Annotated in this window: 16 protein-coding genes; 9 read left to right on the forward strand and 7 right to left on the reverse strand. The window is 43.5% G+C overall.

Translation table 11 applies throughout. From position 1 onward, the window contains the following. Nucleotides 1-159: 159 nt before the first annotated feature. The 6 genes from K7A41_RS17515 to K7A41_RS17540 all read right to left on the reverse strand — a co-directional run bounded on the left by K7A41_RS17515 (nt 160) and on the right by K7A41_RS17540 (nt 10031). Nucleotides 160-1326, reverse strand: coding sequence for an FN3 domain-containing metallophosphoesterase family protein (locus tag K7A41_RS17515; protein ID WP_265714701.1), 1167 nt, complete (start codon nt 1324-1326; stop codon nt 160-162). Between the two features lie 70 nt (nt 1327-1396). Beyond that, nucleotides 1397-3187, reverse strand: a complete 1791-nt coding sequence (locus K7A41_RS17520; protein ID WP_265714702.1) for a RagB/SusD family nutrient uptake outer membrane protein — start codon at nt 3185-3187, stop codon at nt 1397-1399. A 5-nt stretch (nt 3188-3192) separates the two neighbouring features. After that, nucleotides 3193-6522 carry a TonB-dependent receptor gene (locus tag K7A41_RS17525; RefSeq protein WP_081818023.1) on the reverse strand — a complete coding sequence of 1110 codons (3330 nt, stop codon included), beginning with the start codon at nt 6520-6522 and terminating at the stop codon, nt 3193-3195. Between the two features lie 183 nt (nt 6523-6705). Further along, entirely contained in the window at nt 6706-7920 is a 1215-nt protein-coding gene (locus K7A41_RS17530) for a FecR family protein (RefSeq protein ID WP_265714703.1), read from the reverse strand. A gap of 65 nt (nt 7921-7985) precedes the next feature. Further along, nucleotides 7986-8639 (reverse strand): RNA polymerase sigma factor, encoded by a 654-nt coding sequence (locus K7A41_RS17535; protein ID WP_265714704.1) that lies wholly within the window; start codon nt 8637-8639, stop codon nt 7986-7988. Between the two features lie 165 nt (nt 8640-8804). Further along, entirely contained in the window at nt 8805-10031 is a 1227-nt protein-coding gene (locus K7A41_RS17540) for a hypothetical protein (protein ID WP_265714705.1), read from the reverse strand. 348 nt (nt 10032-10379) lie between these two features. Between K7A41_RS17540 and K7A41_RS17545 the strand changes: the two genes are divergently transcribed. The 8 genes from K7A41_RS17545 (at nt 10380) to K7A41_RS17580 (ending at nt 20364) form a co-directional block, all read left to right on the forward strand. Further along, complete coding sequence (locus K7A41_RS17545; protein ID WP_265714706.1) at nt 10380-13517, forward strand: SusC/RagA family TonB-linked outer membrane protein; 3138 nt, start codon at nt 10380-10382, stop codon at nt 13515-13517. Nucleotides 13518-13521: 4 nt separating this feature from the next. Next, nucleotides 13522-15135 carry a RagB/SusD family nutrient uptake outer membrane protein gene (locus K7A41_RS17550; protein WP_265714707.1) on the forward strand — a complete coding sequence of 538 codons (1614 nt, stop codon included), beginning with the start codon at nt 13522-13524 and terminating at the stop codon, nt 15133-15135. Nucleotides 15136-15149: 14 nt separating this feature from the next. Beyond that, a complete protein-coding gene (locus K7A41_RS17555; RefSeq protein ID WP_265714708.1) occupies nt 15150-15833 on the forward strand; it encodes a hypothetical protein in 684 nt (227 codons plus the stop codon). 8 nt (nt 15834-15841) lie between these two features. Next, the gene (locus K7A41_RS17560) at nt 15842-16831 is read left to right on the forward strand and encodes a DUF5007 domain-containing protein (RefSeq protein ID WP_265714709.1); all 990 of its coding nucleotides are present in this window, start codon (nt 15842-15844) and stop codon (nt 16829-16831) included. 97 nt (nt 16832-16928) lie between these two features. Beyond that, entirely contained in the window at nt 16929-17825 is an 897-nt protein-coding gene (locus tag K7A41_RS17565) for an AraC family transcriptional regulator (protein ID WP_265714710.1), read from the forward strand. A 299-nt stretch (nt 17826-18124) separates the two neighbouring features. Then, nucleotides 18125-18301: a hypothetical protein gene (locus K7A41_RS17570; RefSeq protein ID WP_265714711.1), complete on the forward strand. Its 177-nt coding sequence runs from the start codon at nt 18125-18127 to the stop codon at nt 18299-18301. 424 nt (nt 18302-18725) lie between these two features. Beyond that, the gene (locus K7A41_RS17575; RefSeq protein WP_265714712.1) at nt 18726-19655 is read left to right on the forward strand and encodes a hypothetical protein; all 930 of its coding nucleotides are present in this window, start codon (nt 18726-18728) and stop codon (nt 19653-19655) included. Between the two features lie 160 nt (nt 19656-19815). Then, nucleotides 19816-20364 carry a hypothetical protein gene (locus K7A41_RS17580; protein ID WP_138096832.1) on the forward strand — a complete coding sequence of 183 codons (549 nt, stop codon included), beginning with the start codon at nt 19816-19818 and terminating at the stop codon, nt 20362-20364. Between the two features lie 49 nt (nt 20365-20413). Here K7A41_RS17580 and K7A41_RS17585 read toward each other — a convergent pair whose 3' ends face one another. Continuing rightward, nucleotides 20414-21088 (reverse strand): DUF6624 domain-containing protein, encoded by a 675-nt coding sequence (locus K7A41_RS17585; protein WP_265714713.1) that lies wholly within the window; start codon nt 21086-21088, stop codon nt 20414-20416. A 396-nt stretch (nt 21089-21484) separates the two neighbouring features. Here K7A41_RS17585 and K7A41_RS17590 point away from each other — a divergent pair, with 396 nt between their 5' ends. Continuing rightward, nucleotides 21485-23989 (forward strand): sugar-binding domain-containing protein, encoded by a 2505-nt coding sequence (locus K7A41_RS17590; protein ID WP_265714714.1) that lies wholly within the window; start codon nt 21485-21487, stop codon nt 23987-23989. The last annotated feature ends 142 nt before the right edge of the window (nt 23990-24131 follow it).

Consider the following 24131-nt stretch of genomic DNA (forward strand, 5'->3'; position numbering starts at 1 on the left):
TTTGTGTGGGCAGATTAGTGCTCTCTAACTATGAACAAAAGGTGTTAACCCACACAAAAATGTGGTCTAACACCTTTTGTTTACAGAACTTGTACAGCCTGCTGTCCAAGTAGCCCTCTGCTTAATAGATCACAGCCATCAGATAGCAGCTTTTTTAACCTATTTTAAAGGCTTGATGATGACTTGGTCTACCGTTTTGCCTTGCTGGTCGAGGATTTTGAAGACACCTTGGCTATCGTCCAGATCTGCACGGAGGACATTGTTGTTCGAGTTTACGATGATCGGGAACTGTACAGCATTTGTCGCGTTTTTGATAATATGCCTGTGAAGATGGCCCGAGAGCATGATTTGTGTCCCCGCCTTGTTGAGGATGGGGACAAACTTCTCCAGAATTTCCTGTTCACCATGCCAGCCGCCAAATGGAGGCATATGACAGATGACGATTTTATATTTTGCATCTTTAAAGGCGGGGTTTTCCACTGCTTGAGCAAGCCATGCAGCCTGTTCGCTGCGATAGTTGTCCATATCCACGATACCGCTGTATTCAATGTCGCTGTCTGGTTTGTCTTCTCCACAATCCAGTACGATAAATCCGGTATTTCCATGTCTAAACTGATAATAGAGCTTGCCCGTAGGCGTAGGAAAATATTTAGGATACTCGATCGCGAAGGGGCCGCGAGTTTCGTGATTTCCCCTTGCGTAGAACATGGGCTTTACACTGGCAAACTTCTTAATCGCCATATCCATAAATCCAGCGTACATCTGATTTTCATTCAAAAGGCTACTGGCCATATCACCGTTAAATACAACAAAATCACTGGTCTTGATATCTCCGATATCAAGCAATTTGTCGAGCACTTCATTGCGTTCATGAATATCGTTCACCACGGTGAAATGTGTCGATTTGGCATCCCCAAAAGTTTTAAAGGACAGCGGAGCCGCTTTATATACATTACTGGCTACCACAGCACCATACTGGACGTCGACCCCTACATGTTTAAGCACTTCCTGGCTGTATACGCGATATCGATATCTTGTGCCCGGCTGGAGTCCGGTCAACGTAACCTGATGTAGTGTGCTGACTTTTTTAAAGCCATAAGCTGTAGCATAATATTTAGGTCGCTCTTTAAAATAAAAGTGGCTGGAATCATCTGGGGCGAGTTCTACCCAACCTGTCGCGGGCTTATCGGTTGTCCATATGATAGATACCGAGTGCTCGGTAAGTCCTTGGATAAACGGCAAATGGGTTATCTTAATGGCTTCCTGTCCATTAGCCCAGAGACTGTGGAACAGGAATAAAACAAGTATCAATTGAATTTTTTTCATTTTTTTGATTATTTATCAATATATATTACGAGTGGTATCATCAGACATGCCAGCTCTGAATAGCGGAAAATCAATATCCAGGGTTCTGAAACAATAAACCATTCTTCTTTAGCTCATCGCGTAGAATCGGCAGAAAATAGGCTTTGTCGTTCCATGCATATTTCTCGAAATCGATATGCTTGATTGTCGGGACAGCAGCGGTCGTATGATCCGGATTCATCTTATAGAGGATATCAGCAACCTTGGTCGTCCGGTTATATACCTGTGGCCCCAGCAACCAGCGCCTCACATCATAGAAACGATGTTCTTCAAAGGCGAGTTCTATCCTTCTTTCGTTGCGGTATCTTTCTTTAAGTGCAGAGCCAGAATCAGTGATTATTGGCATGCCCGCTCGTTTGCGAATCATATTGATGTAGGTGCGGGCTTCTTCTTCTTGCCCCAGTTCAATACATGCTTCGGCATAGTTCAGCAGCACTTCGGCATAACGCATGAAACGCCAGGTGACAGTTTGTTTATCGTACTGGGCATTTACCGCGGGATCAATATATTTTCTGAGGTAATAACCTGTATAACTGCCGTTCCAATCTTCTATCGTACTTTTGCGGGTATCCACTCCATAGACAATATCTGCCTTGCCCGTGGTGGCATTCCAGCGCTCCCATCTGCCGGTCTGTATCTTATTTTCCGGGTCCAGACCTTTTGCATCATCCGGTCTTTGTCGCCATGAAGCTCCATTATACAGTACTGTCGCTGCGAACCTCGGGTCTCTATTTTGATAAGGGGCAATGGCCATTGCGGGGTTGGACCAGTCAAACTTTTTGCCGTCTATGGTCTCAAAATCGTCAACAAAGTCACCCAAAGGCGCATTGGTACCCCAACCGTGATATCCGTTTGGAGAAGAGTATAGTCCTGCTCGTTGCCCCATGGGGACCGTGAAATATTTAATGAAAATATCTTCTTCGGTATTTTTACTCAAAAATATTTCAGTCAGATTTTTTGTCACATCATCAGTAGCTGCTGGAGTCGCTTTGTATAATTTATATTTATTGAGGTCGATCACAGCCTTGGCGGCCTCTTTGGCAGCCTGCCATCTTGCGGCACGGTTGCCGTCTGTATAGCGGATCAATTCCGGTTTTTCGAAACCCGGGAAGACCTCTTTGTTATAGAGGTCGCTCGCTGCATAAAGTAATATTCTTGCTTTGAGTGCAAGCGCTGCTCCCTTCGTCGCCCGTCCCTGATTTGCTCCTGTATTTTCCAGAGGCAACAGGGCAGCGGCTTTGTCCAGCTCATCCGTCATAAATTTAACGCAGTCCGCATACGTGCTTCGCTCTTTCTGAAATTCATCGGTAAGCGAATAAGGTTCGGTGATCAATGGCACTCCACCATAGGTACTGGTAAGCAGATGATAATAATAGGCCCGTAGAAAATGCATTTCACCGGTCATCCGCTCCTTGAGCGTTTTGCCGTCAACTACATTTGAAGTGAAAGGCACCTGATCTACTTTGGAGAAAAAGATGTTACAAAAGCGTATACTTTTATAAAGATCCGCCCAAGATCGATATCGGGAAACACCCCAGCCCAATAGATCGTCAGGAGACTGAATGCTGCGGTTGAAGTTTAGCGAGGACGCATTACCGCGGTAGTGTCCTTCGTCGACCAGATTAGCCTTAAACCGGCCGTCGGTAAGCGGCTCATCTAGACGAAAATACACTTGATTGATAAAGGTTTCAACCAGTGCGGGGTCAGCCCACACGGCATTCTCAGAAAACTCAGTAGATGGGTCGGTATCCAGAAAATCCTTTTGGCAGGATCCTAATGTTAAAGCCGCCAACACTATCAATAGATTAAATTGTTTTTTCATGACCATTAAAATGTAAGTGAAATGCCTAAGTTGTAAACTCTGTTTAGCGGGTATGCTGTTGCCGACGTAGTCTCTGGATCAAAGTCTTTGACCTTTGTCCAGGTCAATAGATTCTGTCCGCTACAGTAAAGCTGTAGCCTGGTTAGCCTTAGCTTTTTACAGATATCCTCGGAAAAGTTATAGCCAAACTCAAAGTTTTTTAATCTGATATAGTCCGAATTCTGCAGCCAGTACGTATTTTCATTTGATCGCCAATATTCGTTGTAGCGGTTCCATGTACGCGGTTTGGAAGCATCAGGGTTGTCTGTGGTCCATCTCCCGTCGACATTCTGTTTGAGGTAGTTGCCTGCCTCACCCTGCATTTCGTAATAGTTGTTCCGTATAGCTCCGGCGGCACCCTGAAAGAACAAGCTTGTGTAGAATCCACGATAAGCAAGGTCGATATTCAGCCCGCCGGTTAGTGTAGGTAGTTCCGTTTTTTCAGATCTCACGCGGTCCAGGCCATCAATTTTTCCGTCCTGATTGACATCTTCAAAAATGATGTCGCCGGGGCGCGCTCCTGCCCAATGGGGATAGGCGTCCACCGCTGCCTGATCCCTGAATATCCCAATGGCGTTGTAATAGAGCTTAGCATTCATCGGTCTTCCTGTAGACTGCTGGTAGTCAGGTACACCTGGAGTCTCGTCCCAAAAACGGATCCGATTATGGTTAGTGGCTATATTTCCGTTTACAGCATAGCGGAAGTCATTCACTTGGTCGGTATATCCTAACTGCAATTCAAAGCCTTTATTGGTGACCTCACCGATGTTTTCTTTGGGTAGGGTAAGGCCAGAAGAGGAGGGTACCGAAGCATTTCTGTTCCATAGAATGTTGGTCCTCACATTATAAAAATATTCTGCTGTCAAGGTCAATTTATTGTTCAGGAATTTAGCATCCAGACCGAAGTTGGATTGATTAGCTACCTCCCAGGTGACATTGGGGTTTGGAATACGTAGCTCATTCAGGATCTTGTTCTCCTGAGTTCCGTTAAAGACATAGATATTGGAAGCGCCGGTCAGGAAGCCGTAACTTGACATAAACTGATAATCGTCGATACGGTCATTGCCCGTTTGTCCCCAGGACGCTCTCAATTTCAGGTCTGATACCACGGATTTAAGAGGCTGCCAGAACGCCTCATTGGAGACGCGCCAGCCTCCCGAAATGCCGGGGAAAAAACCAAAGCGCTTATTGCTCGGAAATTTGTAGGATCCGTCATAGCGCCACAAGAACTCAAGTAAGTACTTGTTGTCAAAATCGTAGTTGAGGCGCCCGAAATAATTGAGGCGGGCCTGCATCGATGATTGACCTGAATTATCCTTCTCTGCATCGCCCCCTGCAAACAGCTCTTCGATCGCTGCCGAGACGTAATACTTTCTGAAGGCATAGAAATTCATATTATCACCGGTGATTTTTTCTACACCCAATAAGCCGTTTACATGGTGTTTACCGCCGAGGTTACGTTCGTAACGTACCAGTGCATTCAAGGTTAAAAGGTTTTTGGTGTCGAAGTCCTGCCGGAGTTGCGGTGCAGTAAAACCCTTTTGACCGGCGACAAGTACGGGCGTACCCTGTGCGTCGACCGTACTGCCATCCCAGTTATACAAAGTCCATGGCGTCTGCCATAATTTATCGTTCTGTATGGTTCGGTCATAAGCAACATTTCCCGATACAGATAGGCCTTCCACACCGGGGATGGTAATTTCTACATTGGCTCTTGACTCGAGCATGGTCGTTTTGTTGCGGTCATATCCCGTTTGGTTGGTCGTGATTACGACCGGATTGTTGCCATATTCAATGTCAGGACCGTTTTGGCCAGTTGGCCAGTAGGCATGCATATTGGGCTTGCCCCGCAGGATCATACCAAAAATATCGGCAGCCGAACGTGTCGGGTAATTCCTGTTATATTCGCGTAGTGCAGCATTTACACCATATTTTATATACTCGTTGAACTTACCGTTTAAATTACTTCGAAAGTTATACTGGTTAAATTTGGTCGCCGAATTTTTATAGATCGCGTCTTGCTTGTCATAACCGCCCGAGATATAATAGTTCAAGTATTCTGATCCGCCTGTAATGTTTAACGCTGTTTTGTGTTGTGGGGCTGCAGATTTGAATGTAGCATCGAACCAGTCGGTATTCGGATATTTCCAGATATCCGTACCCGAACGGAATAATGAAAGTTCATCTTCCGTATATTTAGGTTTCTGGCCGGCGTATATACTGATTTCATTGAGCATCTGCGCATATTCCGCCGCATCGGCAGCCTTCGGTATTACGGTAGGCTGTGACCATCCCTGATTGTGTGTTAAGCTCACCTGTGGCTTACCGGTTTTTCCTTTTTTGGTCGTTACCAGAATGACGCCATTGGCAGCCTGAGAACCATATATTGCCGCTGAGGCGTCCTTTAGGATAGTGACGCTTTCGATATCCTGCGGGTTTAACCGTTCAATTGAGCGGTTGGCAATCCCGTCGACTACAATGAGGGGCGAGTTGTCCCCAAGTGTATTCGCGCCTCGGATCCTCAGTGTGGAGTTGTCACTGCCCGGTTCGCCTGACCCGGTGGTCGCCACGAGGCCCGGCAGCCTACCCGCCAGCGTATTGGTGACATTCATGACTGGCGCGCGATCGAGCACATCGCCTTTAACATCCACGATAGATCCCGTTACGGTAGAAGCTTTCTGGGTGCCGTAACCTACGACTACCACTTCTTCCATGGAGGTGATGGTCTGCTGCAGCATGATTTCGACATTTTCATTTGCCGTTACCTTATAATCTGTTCCGACATAACCAATCATGCTGACATGAAGCGAAGGATTGTTGCCGCTGATTGGCAGAGAAAATGAACCGTCCTCCAAGGTGGAAGTACGATTGGCTGTGCCTTTTTCAGTGACAGTCGCGTTGGCGAGCGGCTTACCTTGAGCATCGCGGACCCTACCACGGACGATCCTTTGCTGTATGGCTGCGGTTCCTTCTGGCTGTACGTTTGGCAAGCGGTCAGCTGCCTTGCTCAGAATAATGTTGTTGTCCACTACTTTGTAGCTGATATTATATTTGCCGAGCAGTTCATTCAGCACAGTTTCTAATGGTGCATTGATAAATTTAACGTCGGCCGTGCGTGTTTTGGGTACGAGCGACTCTTTATACAAAATATTATACCCGCTCTGTTTTTGGATATCTCTTAATAAGGATTCGAGGCTAGCTTTGCTCTTTCTGAGATTAATTGTTTGTCCAAAGGAACCCGCATAAGTTGTCAGACTAGCGGCAAAAAGCAGTGGCACTGCGATAGACAGTTTCATAACCAATGGTTTGAAGGTAGGTCCCTTCCTAAAATCCATAGAAAGGACACACCGATTTTTTTTGTATTTTTGCATTCGGTTGATAATTTTTTGTGTTAATACTGATAAGATTTGTCAACTGTCTTAAAAAGACCAGCTTCAGGGGCGGTCGCAACGCTCCTGGAGCCTTTTGGTTGTGTAGATTTATTTCTTTACATATATTTTCCTCCCTTTTAGTTCAAAGTGTACACCACCGACCAGTTCGATCGTTTGCAATAGTTTTTTGATGTCGCTATATTTTGATATTGTTCCGGTAAATTGGAAATTCTCAAATGTCGATTGAAATTGGATCTGTACATCATACCAACGGCCGATGATTTCCATAACTTCTGTCAGCGGAGTCTTGTGAAAAGCAAAGTTGCCGTCTTTCCAGGCTGTATAATAAAAGGGATCGATCGGATCCTTGCTGAAACGGTTGGTGCCGCTTTCAAATACCGCCTGTTCATTAGGAGTTAAGATCTGGTCCTCCAGCTGGGAAGCTTTGAAGTTGAGTCTGATTTTACCTTCCACCAGCGTGGTGACAATTTTTTTACCATAGTTTTGTACGTTAAACGCCGTTCCCAGAACTTCTATGGACTGCGCTCCCGAATGTATTATAAATGGAATCCGTTTTCCCTTTTCCGTCTGTTTGGTGATCTCAAAATACGCTTCACCTTGCATTTCGACTTCTCGTTTTGACTTATCAAAGATGACGGGATATTTTAGCGAGGTCGACGCATTTAGCCATACTCGGCTTCCATCGGGCAGAGTAAGATGATATTCGCCGCCACCTGGGGTGATAATCGTATTATAAACAAGCTTATGGGGATCTGCACCAGCTTTGATGCGGTATGAAATGCTACCCGATGCTGTTTTGATAATTTCGAACCCGCCATTGTCAATTACAGTGTCACCCTTTATTTTTTCTAAATCGATACGATGTCCATTCTCGAGAATAATCTGTGCGCGGTCTTTCCCAGGAACAATCGTTTCAACCTGTTGGGCCCAATCACTTCCATCGCTGACAGGAGATGAACCAGATGTATAGAAATGATATGCCCATGCACCAACTAAAAATAGCAGGAGCGTGGCAGCAAGAATGATGTTCCGCGAGGTAAAGCGATGTATCTTTTTTACTGGGGTGTTTCGGATCAACGCCTGTTTAAGACGTGCGTCGCCGGCTATTTTTTCGAATGAGATTTGATTTCCCATCTCGGTATTGGTGTCAGGATCTGTAGTGTCTTCGAGCCTGATCTGTTCCCAAGCGTCCAAAAAGTCCTCATCGTCCATATAATTAATGAACTGCTTGAGCGCTTCCCCATGGAAAGGCGCTTGATAATACTGCCGGATCAATTTCTTATATGCTTCTACTTTGGACATTTATACCCTCCACTACATGCTTTATGAACTATTCGCATGAGAAGTCAATATGTACTAGTCGAAGACTAAATTTTTTTTGAAACTGCTGAGAAGATTTGCACAGCTACTTTAAAGGCTGTAGTGTTGGGATGACCATATTGCAGCAGTGATAAGGCAAAAAAGGAGAAAAGAATTTTTTGAAACCGTAGTTTGATAGAGTTGCAGGCAGCAGCCAGGTGGTTTCTGACTGTATGGCGGGAGATGCCTATGTGCTCAGCGATTTCTTTGTAGCTTCTGTTTTCGAGCTTGTTCATACGATACACAAGCTTTTGTTGAGCAGGTAGTGTATCAATGACCTTATCGAGCAGCTGTTCGTATTCTTTCTGTTCCAGCTTAGTTTGGGAGCAGGAAGATGTATCATAGAGATCGCCCTTGCTTTCTAGTCTATACTCTTTTCGGATCACCTCTTTACGGAAATTTGAAATAGCCATTCTTTTGGAGGCGATGTATAGGAAAGGGAAAATAGCCTCCGCCGCAGGAATATCGCTTCTTTTTAGAAACAATTGGATAAAAACCTCCTGTACAATCTCTTCAGCTTCGGCTGCAGAGCAGGCCAGACGGCGCACTCTTCCATAGAGGATCGATTTATAGCATTCAAATATTTTTTGAAAAGCCTGTTCGTCACCCAGCTGAAATCGTTCAAATTCGTCAATACTAATTGGAGATCCTTTCAAATCCATAGCTCCATAGGTTTTATTGGTCTAAAGAAACACAATTGATATTAAATTTATATAAAAAAGCGATTAATTCAAAATGAACGTTTTTGAATTTCGTTGATGTAAAGGGCTGTATTTCTTCTCCGGTGACTTTATATAACTGTCATATATACCTGCCATGCTTTTCAGCTAGTTCACCTCGACTGATTGAGTTCTTAAAATAACATCGTCTGCATTCTTGTATTCAATAACATATTTCCCAGGTTGCAAATAGAGTTGTGGCTTTTCATTGTTGATGAATAGCTGATCTGCTGGGACGCGATGTCCTTTTTTTTCATTAGCATAATAAGCTTGGACAAAAAGACCTTCGTCGCTTTTTTGTGTGTCCAATGTTCTTGCTTTTCGAATTCCACCGATTGCTAAATATTCAGGACGCTGTCCGGACTGCAAATAACGGGGGTAGAATACAGAAATATCAACGAATTTATCATGCCATGCCTTGCCATTTTGTATGGCTACGACAGGTTGTCGGATAGATTCAAATTTGCTTAATGTCCCATATTCAACAGTTTCAAATTGCTTGTGATACCGTTCGATATGGCGGGTCTGAGACACAGTTAATGGATTGATTTTCGTTAGATCCTTAAAGAATTGAGCCATTTTTTTCCAATTGGTTTGCGAGCCTTCCTGTATATGGTCATATCCCGCATAGACCAATACTTTGGCTTGCGGATGTGCTTTCAGTACGTTCGTTAAGTTAACAGCTTGTAGCGAATCTCGCATTCGGTTACTATTTGTATTCTCGGCTTCATAATAAACCAGAGTAAACTGCTGTTTTAGAGCTTCCCTAATCATCTCAGCAAAAAGAGGTTCGCGGATATAGAACCCCGTCGTGTCCGTAACAGTTCGCGTTGCATTAATGCTTCCATCGGATAAACCTTCGACAGCTAAGTGGGTAAAACCCAGCTTCCGAAAGTCTTTTAATAACTGAAATATAAATGCGCGATGATATGGTATGTTGTGAGCTTCGTTGATCATGACGACTTTCTCTTTTGCAGCCCGTTCCAAAATGTATTCTCGTGCGTCGACAAAGGCGTGCATCCGGTAAAATGAAGTGTCATATTCGATACTGTCTTTATCGATATAGTTCAAAAATTGGTCATCCCAAGTAGATCGAGACTTTTCATAATCTCCTATAAAACAATAGTACGTAGATAGCATTTGGTAGAAAAGAGATTTTGTCCTTTCATCCATGCTATCCACAGCCAATTTATTGAATCTCTGCAAACAAATTTGATAGTTCTCGGGATAGGTATCATTGAGCTGTTTATTCAACTCGAGTAACTCTGCAACCGTCGTTTGCCCATATGTCCAAGAGCTTATTAGGATAAAGAAGATGACCTTAAGTATTTTCATAACAAAGATATTAGTTCTAATAACTAAGGTATTAGTTAAAGGTTAATTTTCCAAATTAACCGGACACTCCTTTAGCATCAGTATCTCTTCCATCCTTGCGTAATGGTGCCGTATGCATCTAACCACGGCATCTTATGTATTGCGAATCATGTTACTAATCAGTGATACTTAGTTAGTTTGATGAGGTAACAAACTTTTCGAATGTAGGCTCCATACTCAGTATTTTGTGTATCAGGATTTTTACGCCATGCTAAAAAAGTGCTATGAACTGGTAGGATGTGGTTATTACTGCTTTTGATTCCAGTTTAAATTTGCTTGTAACCTAAGAAAGTACCTAATCAAACACACATGAAAAAGGCATTAATATTTTTATCTGTGTTCCTGACCTCTCTCATAGCATTTGGCCAACAAATCACGGGCACTGTACGTGATAAAAATGGCAAGCAGCTGGCTGGAGTGACCGTTAGAAACACCATTAATTCAAAAAGCACCCAAACTGATCAGCATGGAAACTTTAAGCTTTCCGGTAAGGTAGGGGATGTTCTGGAAGCCAACTCCATTGGGTATGAACGTACTCGTGTGGTCGCTGGGCAGACCGAAAAGGTGATTTTTACAATGACAGAGACCTTGAGTAGCCTGGATGAGGCGGTTGTGATAGGCTATCAGACCACATCCCGAAAAAAAGCGACAGCAGCCATATCGAGTATATCAGGCAAAGAACTGGAAAACCTTCCCGCCGCTAGTTTCGATATGCTCTTGCAAGGCCGTTTGGCGGGTGTCAACGTGCAGAACTTTTCTGGCGCTCCAGGAGCTTCGCCCACTTTAGCCGTCAGGGGTACCTCAGCCATCAGTTTGAATTACTCTAACGATGATTATTACAATGTCATCAGCAATCCTCTTTACGTGATCGACGGGGTCCCTCAACCTACAGAGCAATTTGTCTCACCCAACACCGGGACAGGTACCAATTATTTAGCCGGACTCAACCCCAACGATATTGAGTCCGTCGATGTACTCCGGGATGCTTCAGCAGCTGCTATTTATGGTTCTCGGGCAGCCAACGGTGTGATCATGATCACCACTAAAAAGGGACGCAATGGCGACCCCCGTTTTATGATTTCAGGGTATTCGGGGCTTACGCAGCGCCCACAGCTGCGAGAAGTAACCTTGGGCAGGACTGAGCGTCAGCAAAAACTCGAGGTCTTAAAAAACCAGCTCACAAGCAACGATTATCGGTACCTTCCTATACTGTTGACCGACTCACTGAACCCCGCTTTCAACGGGAATACCGATTGGCAGGACCTGTTCTATCAAAAGGGTAAAATCAACAGTGCCGACCTGTCGGTAAGCGGTGGATCTTCAATCAGTTCCTACCGTTTCAGTGGAAACTATTACGATGAGCAGGGCATTATCAAAGCGACGGGTTTTAAACGTTATACCGGCCGACTCAACCTGAGCACAAAAGCGATCGACGAGCGGTTGACCATCAATCCCATTGTGTCTTATTCTTATAATAAACGAGCCCGGGGCACTGGCAGCGATGTGAGTCCAATAGCACTCAGCGCCGGAAGCATGCCTACTTCATTACTCAGTTTATCGCCTGCGAAACGGGATTTTATGCTCGGCGCCTACGATAAAAACCTAGATAACAATGAGTCCTCCAATCTGAATACCAACCTCAACCTGATCTTCAACATTGCTCCAGGGCTAACCTTCACCTCGCAGTCTGCTTATATCAGAGATATCGCCAATCGGCTTTACAATCGACCATCGGCATTGATGAGCGGAGCAGGGAACTATTCCTCCGCTTTTTCATACGAGAGTAATCAGGTCCGGATTTCGAATTTTCTGACTTACAGCAAACAGTTTGGTAAGCATTCCATCAATTTATTGGCCGGCCAGGAAGCTGAGAAAAATAGAATACAAACCATTGCGGCATGGGGAGGTCAGGGGGTATCTGACCAGATTCAGGTGGTAACGGGATTTCTGCAAAATAATATCGGCGCCAGTTCTGATCTTCAAAAATGGTCCCAGTTATCCTATCTGGGGCGTTTTTCCTACGATTTCGACAGTAAGTATTTATTTTCTGGAGCGATACGGGCTGATGGCTCATCGAGATTCGGTGAGAATAATAAATGGGGATATTTTCCGTCGGCATCCGTGGGCTGGATCTTGACTGAAGAAAGTTTTCTAAAAAATAATCCACATCTTACCTTATTGAAAATCAGAGGTAGCTACGGTCTCACGGGTGCATTGCCTCCCAGCAACTATCTACAGTATAATCTTTATAGCGTCAACAATGGCGGCTACCAAGGTAATGGCGGCGCGACCTCGTACAATGGGCAGGTAGCCATCACGCCCAATTTTACCAACGGTGTGGCACAAAAGAACTTGAGTTGGGAACGCAATAGACAATGGAATATTGGTGTCGATCTCGAGCTCTATAAAGGCAGGTTTACATCGACTATTGACCTATTCAACAAAGAAAATTACGATGGTCTCTTTGATGTCATGCTACCGGTTACTTCTGGCTATGATTATGCCAAAACAAATTCTGTAGGTATCCGTAACAGCGGCGTGGATATCCAGCTATCAGCCGATGTACTACCTAGATCGTCCACATTGAAGTGGAGATCTAACCTCAACCTCTCTTATGTCAAAAACCGGATTATGAACCTGCCAAATGGTGGCCGCGATCTGGTAATGGACGGTGATCGTTTCGATAAATCGCATATTCTCTCTGTGGGTAGTCCAATAAACTCGTTTTACCTGTATCGCACACTCGGAGTTTTCTCAACCTTGGAGGACATTCCAGTCAACCCCTATACGGGCGAGCGGTACCGGAATTCAAACGGCGTTTTCAATCCCGGTGATTTTCATTTCGAAGATGTGGATGGAGACTATTTTATCGATGTGTTTAACAGCGGACTTAATCCAGACAAGAGGGTATTGGGAGATCCCAACTTTAAATGGACCGGGGGATGGAATAATGTGTTTACCTATAAGGACTTTTCACTTACGCTATTCTTTACCTATGGTTTCGGAAGGGACGTTCTGAATCTTTTTGAATCCGACCAGTTCAACAACTCAACTTCGGGAGATGCGGTATACAATTTTGTATACTATTCGATAAGGGACCTCGACAAGCTCAATATCTGGCGCAAACCGGGCGATCAAGCGGAGTATGCAAAGTATGACATTGGCACCTATCGCTATTACTATACTTCTGCGCAGACATTCTTCCTGGAGAGCGGTTCCTATATGCGATTTAAGAATCTCATTCTATCCTACAGTCTCCCCGAACGGATAACCAAACGTTGGCATATTTCGAAGGTAAGGGTATTTGGTATCATGGATAATGTCGCCCGCTGGCAAAAATCAAAAAAACTGCCCGACGCAGAAGCGGTCAATCCCTATGGCGAATATAACGGTGGAGGCTATCCGATTCCCAGAAAATACACTTTAGGATTTGAATTAACTTTTTAAGAAGATGAAAAGAATTATGTTAAAATACAAACTGGTAATGCTGCTAATTGCCGTTTTTTGCCTCGGATCCTGTAAGAAGTTTTTGGTCGAGGAACCCGTCAATTCCACTTTTGCCGAAGCGTACTGGAAAAGTGCGGGAGATCTCAGAAGTGCGCTTGCAGGAAATTACGCACTGGTCAGAAACGTAATGAACTCAGGAAACTGGAATCCCAGTCCACGTTATTTCATGTATGGCGATGCGATCGCCAAAAACTACTTTACGATACAGTATGTGGGGGATGGATTAGAAGGTATCCAGGATGGCGATTTTACATTCCAATATAACCTGCAATATTTTGCCGACTGGACCAACTTCTACAAGGCCATTACAATGAGCAATATTATTATCAATAGAACTCCCAAGGTGGCTGACGAACTACTGACGGATATAACAAACCCGACTAAGTTCAAAAATGAAGTCTTGGGAGAGGCCTACTTTTTACGTGCATTTACCTATTTTATGATGTTGCGGGTATGGGGAGATGTACCCTTGATTACCGAAGAATATGAGGACCCTATATCTGCACCCGAACTGCCGCGCAGCCCCAAAAAGGAGGTTATGGCACAGATCGAAAAAGACGCTACGACAGCGCGCGAACTGTTGCCATGGCAATATGCTGCCCAAGGCAATGCCAAGGTGACGGCCAATAAGGGTGCAGTAAATGCGCTACTGGCCCACTTTTATTTGTGGAAAGCGACCATGAGCGATGTCAATTCCAACCAGCCTGTTGCCGAAGATGTGGACAAAGCTGATAAGGCAATCGATGAAATCATCGGAAGTGGAATGTATTCATTAACCGATACGGCCAACTATTACCGCACTTTCGAAGGGCTGTCTTCCGAGGGCATCTTTGAAATCACCATGAATGAGAATAACCGGGAGGGAACCAGCCAGCACATCGCAAACATGTTTTTGAGAACTGCACAGCTGTCCACGGTCGGGACGAATTCGAGATGTTATGTATCACAGGAGTATCTATCCAATCACTTTTATAAAATCGAAGACGTATGGGACTGGTACTGGAATGCAACCTTAAATCAATGGGAATGGAAAGCGATGCCTTCACGTTCATTTGACGATAGCGATATACGCTGTCGCCGAAATTTTACGGATCTGGACAGTGATAGACCTACTTGTGTAAAATACCAAAAAGTTTTTTACCGTAACGCCGCGCAGAAGCTGGATCCCTATATCAGCAACAACCTTATTGTCTTTAGACTGGCCGATATGCGGTTACTAAAAGCAGAAATTGCGCTTTATAGAAATCAGATACCGACAGCCATTACAATTATCAATGAATTCAGGCAACGCAACGGCGCCGATGAATCCGCATTTGTAGATGACGCCTCGTCCAAGGAGGAGGTTATGAACGAGTATATCATCGAGCGCGGCAAAGAACTCTATCTTGAAGGGCAGATTTTCTATGACCTGTTGCGCACTCGCCAATACAGCAATTTTGTGCCCTGGCTTTCAGAATCGCGTTTTCGGCAGGAGGGCTTTTATTGGCCGATCAACCCTGCACTGTTCAAAAATAATAACAAGTTGATTCAAACATCATTCTGGAGAGGAAAAGTATAAATGCTAAAAGAACTATGAAAAAGATAACAGGACTGTTCGCATTGCTATTGTTGCTCGCGATGGCATGCGAGAAAGATAACTATAAAGTCGATGGTGGGAAGAGTGAAGCCCATGTCAACAAAACAACCTACGATTTCTTAAAAGAGCACGGCAGCTTCGATTCGTTGGTCAAGATTATCGATCACGCTGGCATAAAAGATATCGTTAACTCAAACGTCACCTTCTTTACGACAACGGATTATGGGGTCAGGGAGTATGTTGCCGCCAAAAAGCAGGAAAAGATTGCCGAAGTCGGCAATGAGAACATCGAGTTTGGCATCAATAATATTCCAGCTAAGGAACTACGGGATTCAATGATGATCTATTTGTTTGACGGGAAGATCAATCGCGATAACTTAACACCGGATGACAAGTATTTTGTCAGCAAATTTGGTCCCATTCCCAATGTACGTTTTGATATTAAGCTACGCCGCACACGGGATTATAACAATTATCTAGATTATGTTGACTACCTGAATTTTACGAAAGTCATCGGTACCCTCGATTCGGAAGAGCCTGATTACAATGCCATCCCAAAAGAGGAAATTGATAAATCCTATGATTGTCAGACATCAGGTATCATCACTACCACAGGTGTTGTGCACGTGCTGAATAATTCACATCGTTTATTTTTTAATGCCGGACAAATGGCTCAATAGCAAAAGTTATGAAAGCAAATCTAAAAATTTTTTATACGCTTACTTTTATCGTTGGGCTAATGGCAGCCTGTAAGAAGATTGATAACGGTTTCTTAAGTGACGGCATCCGCTATAAAGACAATACCATCTATTGTAAGCGGGGGATGTCATTGGTCATGTCTGACCGCATCAATACAGACGGATCCACGCCCCCTTATGAATTTGAGCTGCTTAACCTCCGAGAGGAATCTTCAAATAAACCTGCGCCAGAAGCCTTTTTTAAACAATTTGATCTCCTGACCTTCAAACCCGGCATGGTCTTCAATGCCGAGACGGACACGACTATAGAACTACTAAATAAAAAGCGTGAAACCGTCAGTAAGACGCCGATGGAGTTTAACAAGGTCAGCGGTCAGCTGGTTTTTAATAGAGCTTCGGCCAACCTTCCATTGGGTCGTTATACCTTCGATGTCAAGATGAAGAATCCTAAAGGCGAGAAGCTGTTTCCAAAACTAGCGTCCATTGAAGTTGTAGAGCCCAGTATCGATGATATGTTTCAGGTGACTTATCAAGCAGCATCAGGATCCACTGCCAGTGAAGTTTTCACCACGATCACCGCTCCCAAGATCGCATGTAAAAAGATCTCAAACGACGGTGCACGTGTACTGCTTAAAATCGTGGATAAAAACGGCGTTGCATTCAATCCCAAAAATGGGGAGATTGTAAAAAGAGGCGACCGCCCCATGTTCGAAACACATGTAAAGTTTAATCCCGTTCAATTCACCGACAATGCCTTGATTTGTGATTTTGAAGTAGCACCTTTTCCACTGACAAAATATATCGATAAAAGTGGCACAGACTGGGGCTTTCTGATCTATTATCGTATTCCCATGAAGTATGCTCAGGTGGATGGATTACCGGCGCACAATGTTAACCCGGTCTTTGGCTTTCAAATCTTGATGGAAGGTACGTATGAAGTTGAAGTCAAGCTTCCAACGGTGACACGAGTAATGCAATAGAACGAGGTGGATGCAAGCAGGTAACCGTAAGGCCGCTGGATGATCACAAAAGTTTTGTCTACATTTACACAATACATCACCTAAATACTTATGAATTATGAAACCCATTCATTTTAAAATACCTTTCAATAAAGGTCAGAGTATAAGTGTTAAAGAGGAAATCTTGGAATCATTTTACCCCCATCTGCACTGCCATCAGGAAGCGCAATTGATGTGGATTGTAAAAGGACATGGATTGTTACACGTCGGTGACCGAGTTCACCCGTTCCAGGAGGGAGACATTTTTTTTATTGCTGCCTATCAGCCGCATGTGTTCAAATCGATGCAAGTGGGACAATCAAAAAATGAAGCGTGTTCCATTTCTATTTACTTTGATCCAAAAGGGAGATTGCAGCAGTTGTTTATGTTGGGCGAATTCGATTCATTGAAACAATTTTTGCATCAGAACACAGGAGCTTTCAAAATTCCGGACGACGAATTGGAATCCGTATCGAACCGGATCATGCAGATAAAAACTTCAGATGGCATTGATAAGATGATGCATTTTTTCTATTTACTCAGGACACTTTCTGCAATTTCAAAAGTGACGAGTCCACTCTGCTTGTGTGACCAAGGGACTCAAGACGATTATGCCGTACACAAGAGCCGTATTTCCTCCATATGCCAATATATAGAACTCCATTTTAAGGAGGAACTGACGCTGGAAAGTGTAGCCAAGAGAGCCAATCTTTCCCCGCAAGCCTTCTGCCGGTATTTCAAGAAACATTCTGGCGTAACACTTGTTGGATACCTTAATCGGCTCCGTGTAAATGAAGTGTGTAATCGGCTGCATAGCGACCATTTCGAAAGCATATCTTATATAGCATACACCTGTGGTTTTAATAGCATAACAAATTTTAATCGGATATTTAAGCACATCGTGGGGTGTACACCCAAAGAGTACCTCCTGAATAGGAAAAAATGCGTCGATAGTTATCGTGGAGCATATGTTTAGTTGGGGCCGCGTCATCAGACGTGGCCTTTTTATTTACTTGTGTTAGTGGACCTTGCCCCATACCCTGACGTCGAATTTGCAATTTCAAAGTCAGATCATTGCTGTTGATCAGATCAAACCAGAATTTCCATCGAAGATGACAAAAGACATTGTGGGAGCCATCAGATTGCTAAGATAACTACTGTCGATTCGGGAAGTGCGCGCCGCCTGAGCCGCATTGCAAATAATTTGACTGATTGTAGAACGAAACATTCCGTGCACATGTTCCTGTTTAAAACGAACATCCATATAAAAAGGCTATGAACATCCCAAAGAACGATAATAGACAACCAGAGGAGGAAAAAGATCACGCAGAAAAGGAAGAAACTCCGGTTGAGGAACGCGAACGGAAAATAGATGAACAGCTGGAGCAATCGTTTCCGGCTAGCGATCCGCCATCCTATTCGAGGCCGGGCAATGACAGTGCCGAAGATTGAGTTCTTTTCGCTAAACTGCGTACGAGGAACTGCAGGGCTGTTGGAAGCACCAGCTTTTGTTAACCCTGCAGTTCAATTTATCCAGTACTTCCTAATCTACTGCAGATCATTGGCCAATATTGGCATCCGACATGCGATACGGTGTCATCTCTATGATCTTGTTTTTCAGCCTTGTTTTACGGTTTTAATTTATTACCTTTATATAAATTTATAAGCCAAAGATAATGAAACCTTTTCTTTACTCCGTTCTCGGCAAATCGTCTTATTTGTTGATCCTGTTCGCAAGTACATTTGAACCTCATAAACATATAGTAGCTGGTTAAATTCGGATTTGCCTAATTAGGCGTGAAGAGCGATTTCTTTGTATAATTTAAATGTCGCAAACATTATCAAAGTTGTTTGTCCGACCGTTAATTGATTCCTTATGAAAAAGTGTCTTAAATTAAATTTTATTTCTTGTGCCCTGCTGTTAGCCTGCTTGCTCACTTTTAACTCGTGTTCCAAAGAAGAGGTAGTCGAAGGGAGATTAATACAGCCAACTTTAAAGAACTTAACATTGAGTACAGGGTTTACTGATAACATTTTTCCTATAAAAGCCGACAAGTGGACGGTTTCCTATGTGAAAGATGCAGTCAGTGGCGAACTGCTGAAAGATGCTGTGGGAAATATAGTGAAGTTAGATGGAAATAGTGAGACTGAAGTTGGAGACGGTTGGCTTAAAATGGAGAAAACGGCTAACAATGAGCTTAAAATCAGTTTGTTGGAGAATTTTAGTGCTACACCCCGTAATTTCACAGTTGGATTTCAGTCGGGCAATCAGCAGGATGAAATCAATTTCAGGCAAATGAGAGGAGAGGACTACGAGTTGGTTAAAAAAGAGATTAAGGAAGTGGAGGGTAGCAGAAAAATATATGTAAGCTCCGAAGGCTGCAGTTCCATGACGTTGGGCAATGACACGGGTAGCGAAAAAAATGTTGAGGTTCTTTCGATATTTAAAGATGTAAAATATAGCTCCGAATTTTTGAGCGAGAGCTATGGTGCATTTGACTGGACCAATAGTCAGGACACCACGATTTTCATGGATGAGATATTAATAGACGGCACTTCCTATTGGCAAAGAACAGTGCCTTATACCAAAGGCATAACAACTGAAAGCTACATAAAGCCTGGAAACAGCCTAAAATTATTGGTAAAGCCTTTTTCCAGTGTTTCTGTCAGGGGTGAGTTTACCTATCTTGAGCGAACCTGTACATATGTCTTCACGGTTAAAAACAAAAATTCGGGACACCTATTTAATGTGAAAGGAACCTGGAAACAAAAAGTTCCTTTGACTCCCCACACGATTGTAGAGTAAATAGCGCCATTTTTTAGATACAGATGTCCTATTTTACAATCCAGCTTAAGTCGGAGAAAAGATTTCAACAACATTTGTCGATCGGTATGCTATCGTTTTCTAATTAGGCCCTCGAAACTGTAATTTTATCTAGCATGAACAGAATTTCAATACAATCGAGATGAAAACAGAGTTTTTGTTGTGCTATATAAGCCTCTTTATAGGCATTTTATTGCAGTGTTGTGGAAATCGTGATATCTCAGATAGAGGTCACAGTTCAATTTCGGCATCGTCTGGTTTTGATTCACTGGAGCATTATTCGATCGCGATGAGCCCGTATAAACTAGGAGAGTTGGAAGACAAAGCGAATAAGTCATCGCGGGAATCACTTTTATTGACTATGCTAGAGGGTAGTCAGGTAGACACTTCCTCTCTCGCCCATTTGTTAGAAATTGGTTATTCTAAAACAGAGGTTGACCGATCTCTTTACGGATCTATCGATTCTTTGTTTCTCTCCAATCAAAGAAAGGACTATCTGGATAGCTCATGCATAAACCAGTTTAGAGATATCTTAATTTTTTACAGAGATAATAAATGTGTCGGAGCGGTCAAAATCTGTTTTGATTGCAAGGCTATGGTTTCTTGGAGCAGCGACCTGAAATTCGACGGTTTCGGAGACTGGGAGGACTATGATAAGCTGTATACGATATTGCGGAGCAACGGATTTTGATCCCGGCTCTCCATTGTCGTAGCATGCTGCTTATCCTTGAAAAACTGATCTATAGTTCAATTTGTTTCTTTGAAAGTTCTCTTGCATGGGATAAATAGGACTTGTAAGTATCAAGGTTCCAGTCTTTGACATAATCCGACATTTTGGAGAGCCCACGTGAACTACGTAGCGAATCAATACGCTCCGGGTCCTTTAATGGATAGATAAATAGCTTTTTCTGTTCCCTGTCGTAGTAGCCCTGGCTACCATATGTTTGCTGCCGTCCTTCTCTAATTGCAATTCTATCTTCCAATATGGCAACGTTGCTCGAAAGGATTTTTCTATTCTTTTCGGCTTCCAGTATTAAAGGGTAATATTTCTTTTGTGTGCGAAGACTGCTATGCTGGATGACGAGGAACAGTGCCTGTGCGCCTTCAAAACCTACTTCCTCTGGGCCTAGCCAGCCATATTTACCAATCAACTGTTCTACAAAGACGAGATTGGTGCTATCTTTCAATCGCAGTAATGCGGACAAGCTATCCAGTACAGTACTTTGAGCTTGTTCTTTCCGCAATACCGAAAATTTTAAGCGGAGTGCCTGGTCTTCCTGAAAAATAGAGTCAAGTTGTGATGCCAGTTCTCTATTGATCTTTTGCGGATCAACATTGAAACTCATTACCTGCGCGTTGGATATGTAATGGTAACCAATAAGTATCACAACGAAGATATACTGCTTGACATGCATTGCTTTCTGTTTGTTAATTTTTTACTTCTGTCTAATTTACTAAAAATTGACTGATTTAGCCAAAACACATTCATGTTGTTTTTGATACTGAAAAACGTAGAAGGTCGCAGCGGAAGCCCAAACATTCATATTTTGATGAATTTGTCCCTTAAAAAAAGTAAATTTCCCCCCTTTCCTGTAGGATGCTTTTGATAATATTGCAATTGTCATTATGACAACTTTTTTGATTGCCGCCTTCTTGTAATCCGTTCTTTTAGGTTGCTAGCTATCAGAAAGGACAATGTTTGTGGACGGGAAATAGGATTGCCGGAGGTATCGTTTAGATCTTCCATTGGTAACCGAACCAGACCGCTCTTCAGCTGAAAACCTCATTACGAGAATTTATATATAACGAACATGAAGAAATCTATAAGACACTTTGGTGTTGCTTTCGTCCTTATTTTGTTGCATATATTGCCTAAAGCATTATCTGCGCAGCTGGGATTCGGAAAGGCCGTTCAGATCAACGCCGACTGGTCATTTCATCTAGGCGATTTAAAAGATGCCAATCTACCTGAATTTAATACACGAAACTGGAAATCTGTTAACCTTCCCTACGACTGGAGTGTAAAGGGACCTCTCAGTCCGAGTTTAGCAAGTGCTACAGGATATCTTCCGGGCGGGATCGGATGGTATAGAAAAAAACTCCTTGTGAATAATCAATCTGCCGATGATAAGGTTTATCTGTATTTTGAAGGCATATACAATCGCAGCGAAGTGTATATCAACGGTCAGCTGGTGGGGAAGAGGCCTAACGGCTATATATCCTTCGCGTATGACATCACACCGTATTTGAACACCGATGGCGAAAATACCATTGCCGTCAAGGTGGACCATAGCCAATTTGCCGATTCAAGGTGGTATACGGGATCTGGGATTTATCGCAATGTATGGTTGGTTACCGCCAAACCTGTTCACTTTGATCAATGGGGGATCCAAGCTTATCCTGTCTTAAAGAATGGAAAAGAGCAGCTTTATACCTGTACAAGATTAAAAAATGACAGTAAGGTAGCTACAAAAGTAACCTTATTGCAGGAGCTGATAGACACGGAGGGTAATCTTGTCGCCAAGCAGACCAGGAATATTCACATGAATGCCGAATCCGCCAAAGATGTTCAGCTAGCACTTTCGGTCAAGGCACCAAATTTATGGCAGCTCGAAGACCCTTATCTGTACCAACTACGGAGTACGATTTGCATCGGAAATCAAATTGTTGACCAGTCTATTTTTAAAACAGGATTCCGGACGTTGACTTTCGATGCAGACAGAGGGTTTGCCCTAAACGGAAAATGGATGAAAGTCAAAGGTGTCTGCCTCCATCATGACGCCGGCGTTTTGGGTGCTGAGATGTATGCTGATGTCTGGCGCCGGCGTTTGTTGAAACTTAAAGAAATCGGGGTAAATGCTGTACGCACAAGCCATAATCCCCAGGCCTCTACTTTTTATGACTTATGTGATGAAGTGGGGCTGCTTGTTCTGAATGAAGCCTTTGATGAATGGGAATATCCCAAACGCAAATGGTTGACGGGCTGGAATCATGGAACCCCCGGGTATCAAGGTTCGTATGATTTTTTTGCGGAATGGGGTGAACGTGATTTGGAAGATATGGTCAAGCGCGATCGTAACCATATATCCATCTTCGCATGGAGTATAGGTAATGAAGTTGATTATCCCAATGATCCATATTCTCATCCTGTACTGGACGGCAACCAAGGGGGAGGGTTTACACAACCGATTTTCGGTGGGTACCAAAAAAACGCTCCTGATGCGATGCGGTTGGGACATATTGCCCAGAAATTGGCTTCTGTCGTCAGAGCACATGATCCGAGCAGGCCTGTTACCGCTGGGCTGGCCGGAGTAGCGATGTCCAATGAGACAGCCTACCCCGGAACGTTGGATATTGCGGGGTATAATTATACGGAAAGCCGATATCAACAGGATCACAAACAATACCCGCAAAGAGTCATTTATGGTAGCGAAAACCGTCATGATTTCGATGCATGGAAGGCAGTTAAAAATAACGAACATATCTTTGGTCAATTTTTATGGACAGGTATTGATTACCTTGGCGAATCAGGACGTTGGCCATCTAGAGGCTTTTATTCCGGATTGCTGGATTTTGCAGGATTTATAAAACCGAGGGGATATTTCCGTCAAGCTTTGTGGTCCGGGAGGCCGGTCACCTATTTGGGAACCTATCCTATAAAATCAAGATCGCAAAGCACGGATGTTTGGTCTGCACTGGAGGCTGAACGGAGCAATAAAACCGATGAGGCTCCATCTATGGATGCATGGCCGATATGGAATTATGATTTAGGACAGAGCATTCGTGTAGTATGTTATACCAACACCGCCAAGGTGCGTTTAGAACTGAACGGAAAGATCGTCGGAGAGGAAAAACCTTATAACAACCAACAAGGTATAATCTCATGGGATATACCTTATGCTCCGGGTGCATTGGAAGTGGTCGGAATGAGTACCGATGGTTCTATAATCAGCAGGTATCGTATTCAGACTAGCAAACGGCCATATGCGTTGCGTGTGCTTAATTCGTCGTCCCTGCAGGCAGATGCGAAGCATGGTGTTGCTCAGATAGAAGTACAGGTGATCGATGAAGACGGCAATCCGGTTATTCTTTCCGACAATGAGGTGACCTGTGAACTTTCAGGCCCGGGACATCTGCTTGGATTGGAAGCCGGAAACAATCAAGATATGGGTGATTATACAGACAATAAGCAGCGTGTTTATCATGGCAGATTGATTGCATATATTAAATCGGATGGACAGCCGGGAGATGCCATCACTGTGCGATTGAGTTCGCCGTTATTAAAGGCAGCTGAGGCAAAAGTGACCTTGTATTGATCTTGAGTAAGGCCCGCAGACAATGAGATTCGTTGATAAGGAACACCAGGACTTTTTAACCGTTGCAGTTCATTAAGACCTACTTGTAGGCTATGAAGACATTTTTCAAACTATTTCAAAAGTAAAATTGTTGATTGAGTAT

The sequence above is a fragment of the Sphingobacterium sp. InxBP1 genome (assembly GCF_026191775.1).
Taxonomy (GTDB): Bacteria; Bacteroidota; Bacteroidia; order Sphingobacteriales; family Sphingobacteriaceae; genus Sphingobacterium; species Sphingobacterium thalpophilum.

Excerpts from the sequence above, each read along its gene's own strand:
- K7A41_RS17575 (WP_265714712.1), top strand. The coding sequence starts at position 18,726 with ATGAAAAAGTGTCTTAAATTAAATTTTATTTCTTGTGCCCTGCTGTTA.
- K7A41_RS17570 (WP_265714711.1), top strand. The coding sequence starts at position 18,125 with ATGAACATCCCAAAGAACGATAATAGACAACCAGAGGAGGAAAAAGAT.
- K7A41_RS17555 (WP_265714708.1), top strand. The coding sequence starts at position 15,150 with ATGAAAAAGATAACAGGACTGTTCGCATTGCTATTGTTGCTCGCGATG.
- K7A41_RS17545 (WP_265714706.1), top strand. The coding sequence starts at position 10,380 with ATGAAAAAGGCATTAATATTTTTATCTGTGTTCCTGACCTCTCTCATA.
- K7A41_RS17520 (WP_265714702.1), bottom strand. The coding sequence starts at position 3,187 with ATGAAAAAACAATTTAATCTATTGATAGTGTTGGCGGCTTTAACATTA.
- K7A41_RS17580 (WP_138096832.1), top strand. The coding sequence starts at position 19,816 with ATGAAAACAGAGTTTTTGTTGTGCTATATAAGCCTCTTTATAGGCATT.
- K7A41_RS17565 (WP_265714710.1), top strand. The coding sequence starts at position 16,929 with ATGAAACCCATTCATTTTAAAATACCTTTCAATAAAGGTCAGAGTATA.
- K7A41_RS17560 (WP_265714709.1), top strand. The coding sequence starts at position 15,842 with ATGAAAGCAAATCTAAAAATTTTTTATACGCTTACTTTTATCGTTGGG.
- K7A41_RS17590 (WP_265714714.1), top strand. The coding sequence starts at position 21,485 with ATGAAGAAATCTATAAGACACTTTGGTGTTGCTTTCGTCCTTATTTTG.
- K7A41_RS17540 (WP_265714705.1), bottom strand. The coding sequence starts at position 10,031 with ATGAAAATACTTAAGGTCATCTTCTTTATCCTAATAAGCTCTTGGACA.
- K7A41_RS17515 (WP_265714701.1), bottom strand. The coding sequence starts at position 1,326 with ATGAAAAAAATTCAATTGATACTTGTTTTATTCCTGTTCCACAGTCTC.
- K7A41_RS17585 (WP_265714713.1), bottom strand. The coding sequence starts at position 21,088 with ATGCATGTCAAGCAGTATATCTTCGTTGTGATACTTATTGGTTACCAT.
- K7A41_RS17530 (WP_265714703.1), bottom strand. The coding sequence starts at position 7,920 with ATGTCCAAAGTAGAAGCATATAAGAAATTGATCCGGCAGTATTATCAA.
- K7A41_RS17525 (WP_081818023.1), bottom strand. The coding sequence starts at position 6,522 with ATGAAACTGTCTATCGCAGTGCCACTGCTTTTTGCCGCTAGTCTGACA.
- K7A41_RS17550 (WP_265714707.1), top strand. The coding sequence starts at position 13,522 with ATGAAAAGAATTATGTTAAAATACAAACTGGTAATGCTGCTAATTGCC.
- K7A41_RS17535 (WP_265714704.1), bottom strand. The coding sequence starts at position 8,639 with ATGGATTTGAAAGGATCTCCAATTAGTATTGACGAATTTGAACGATTT.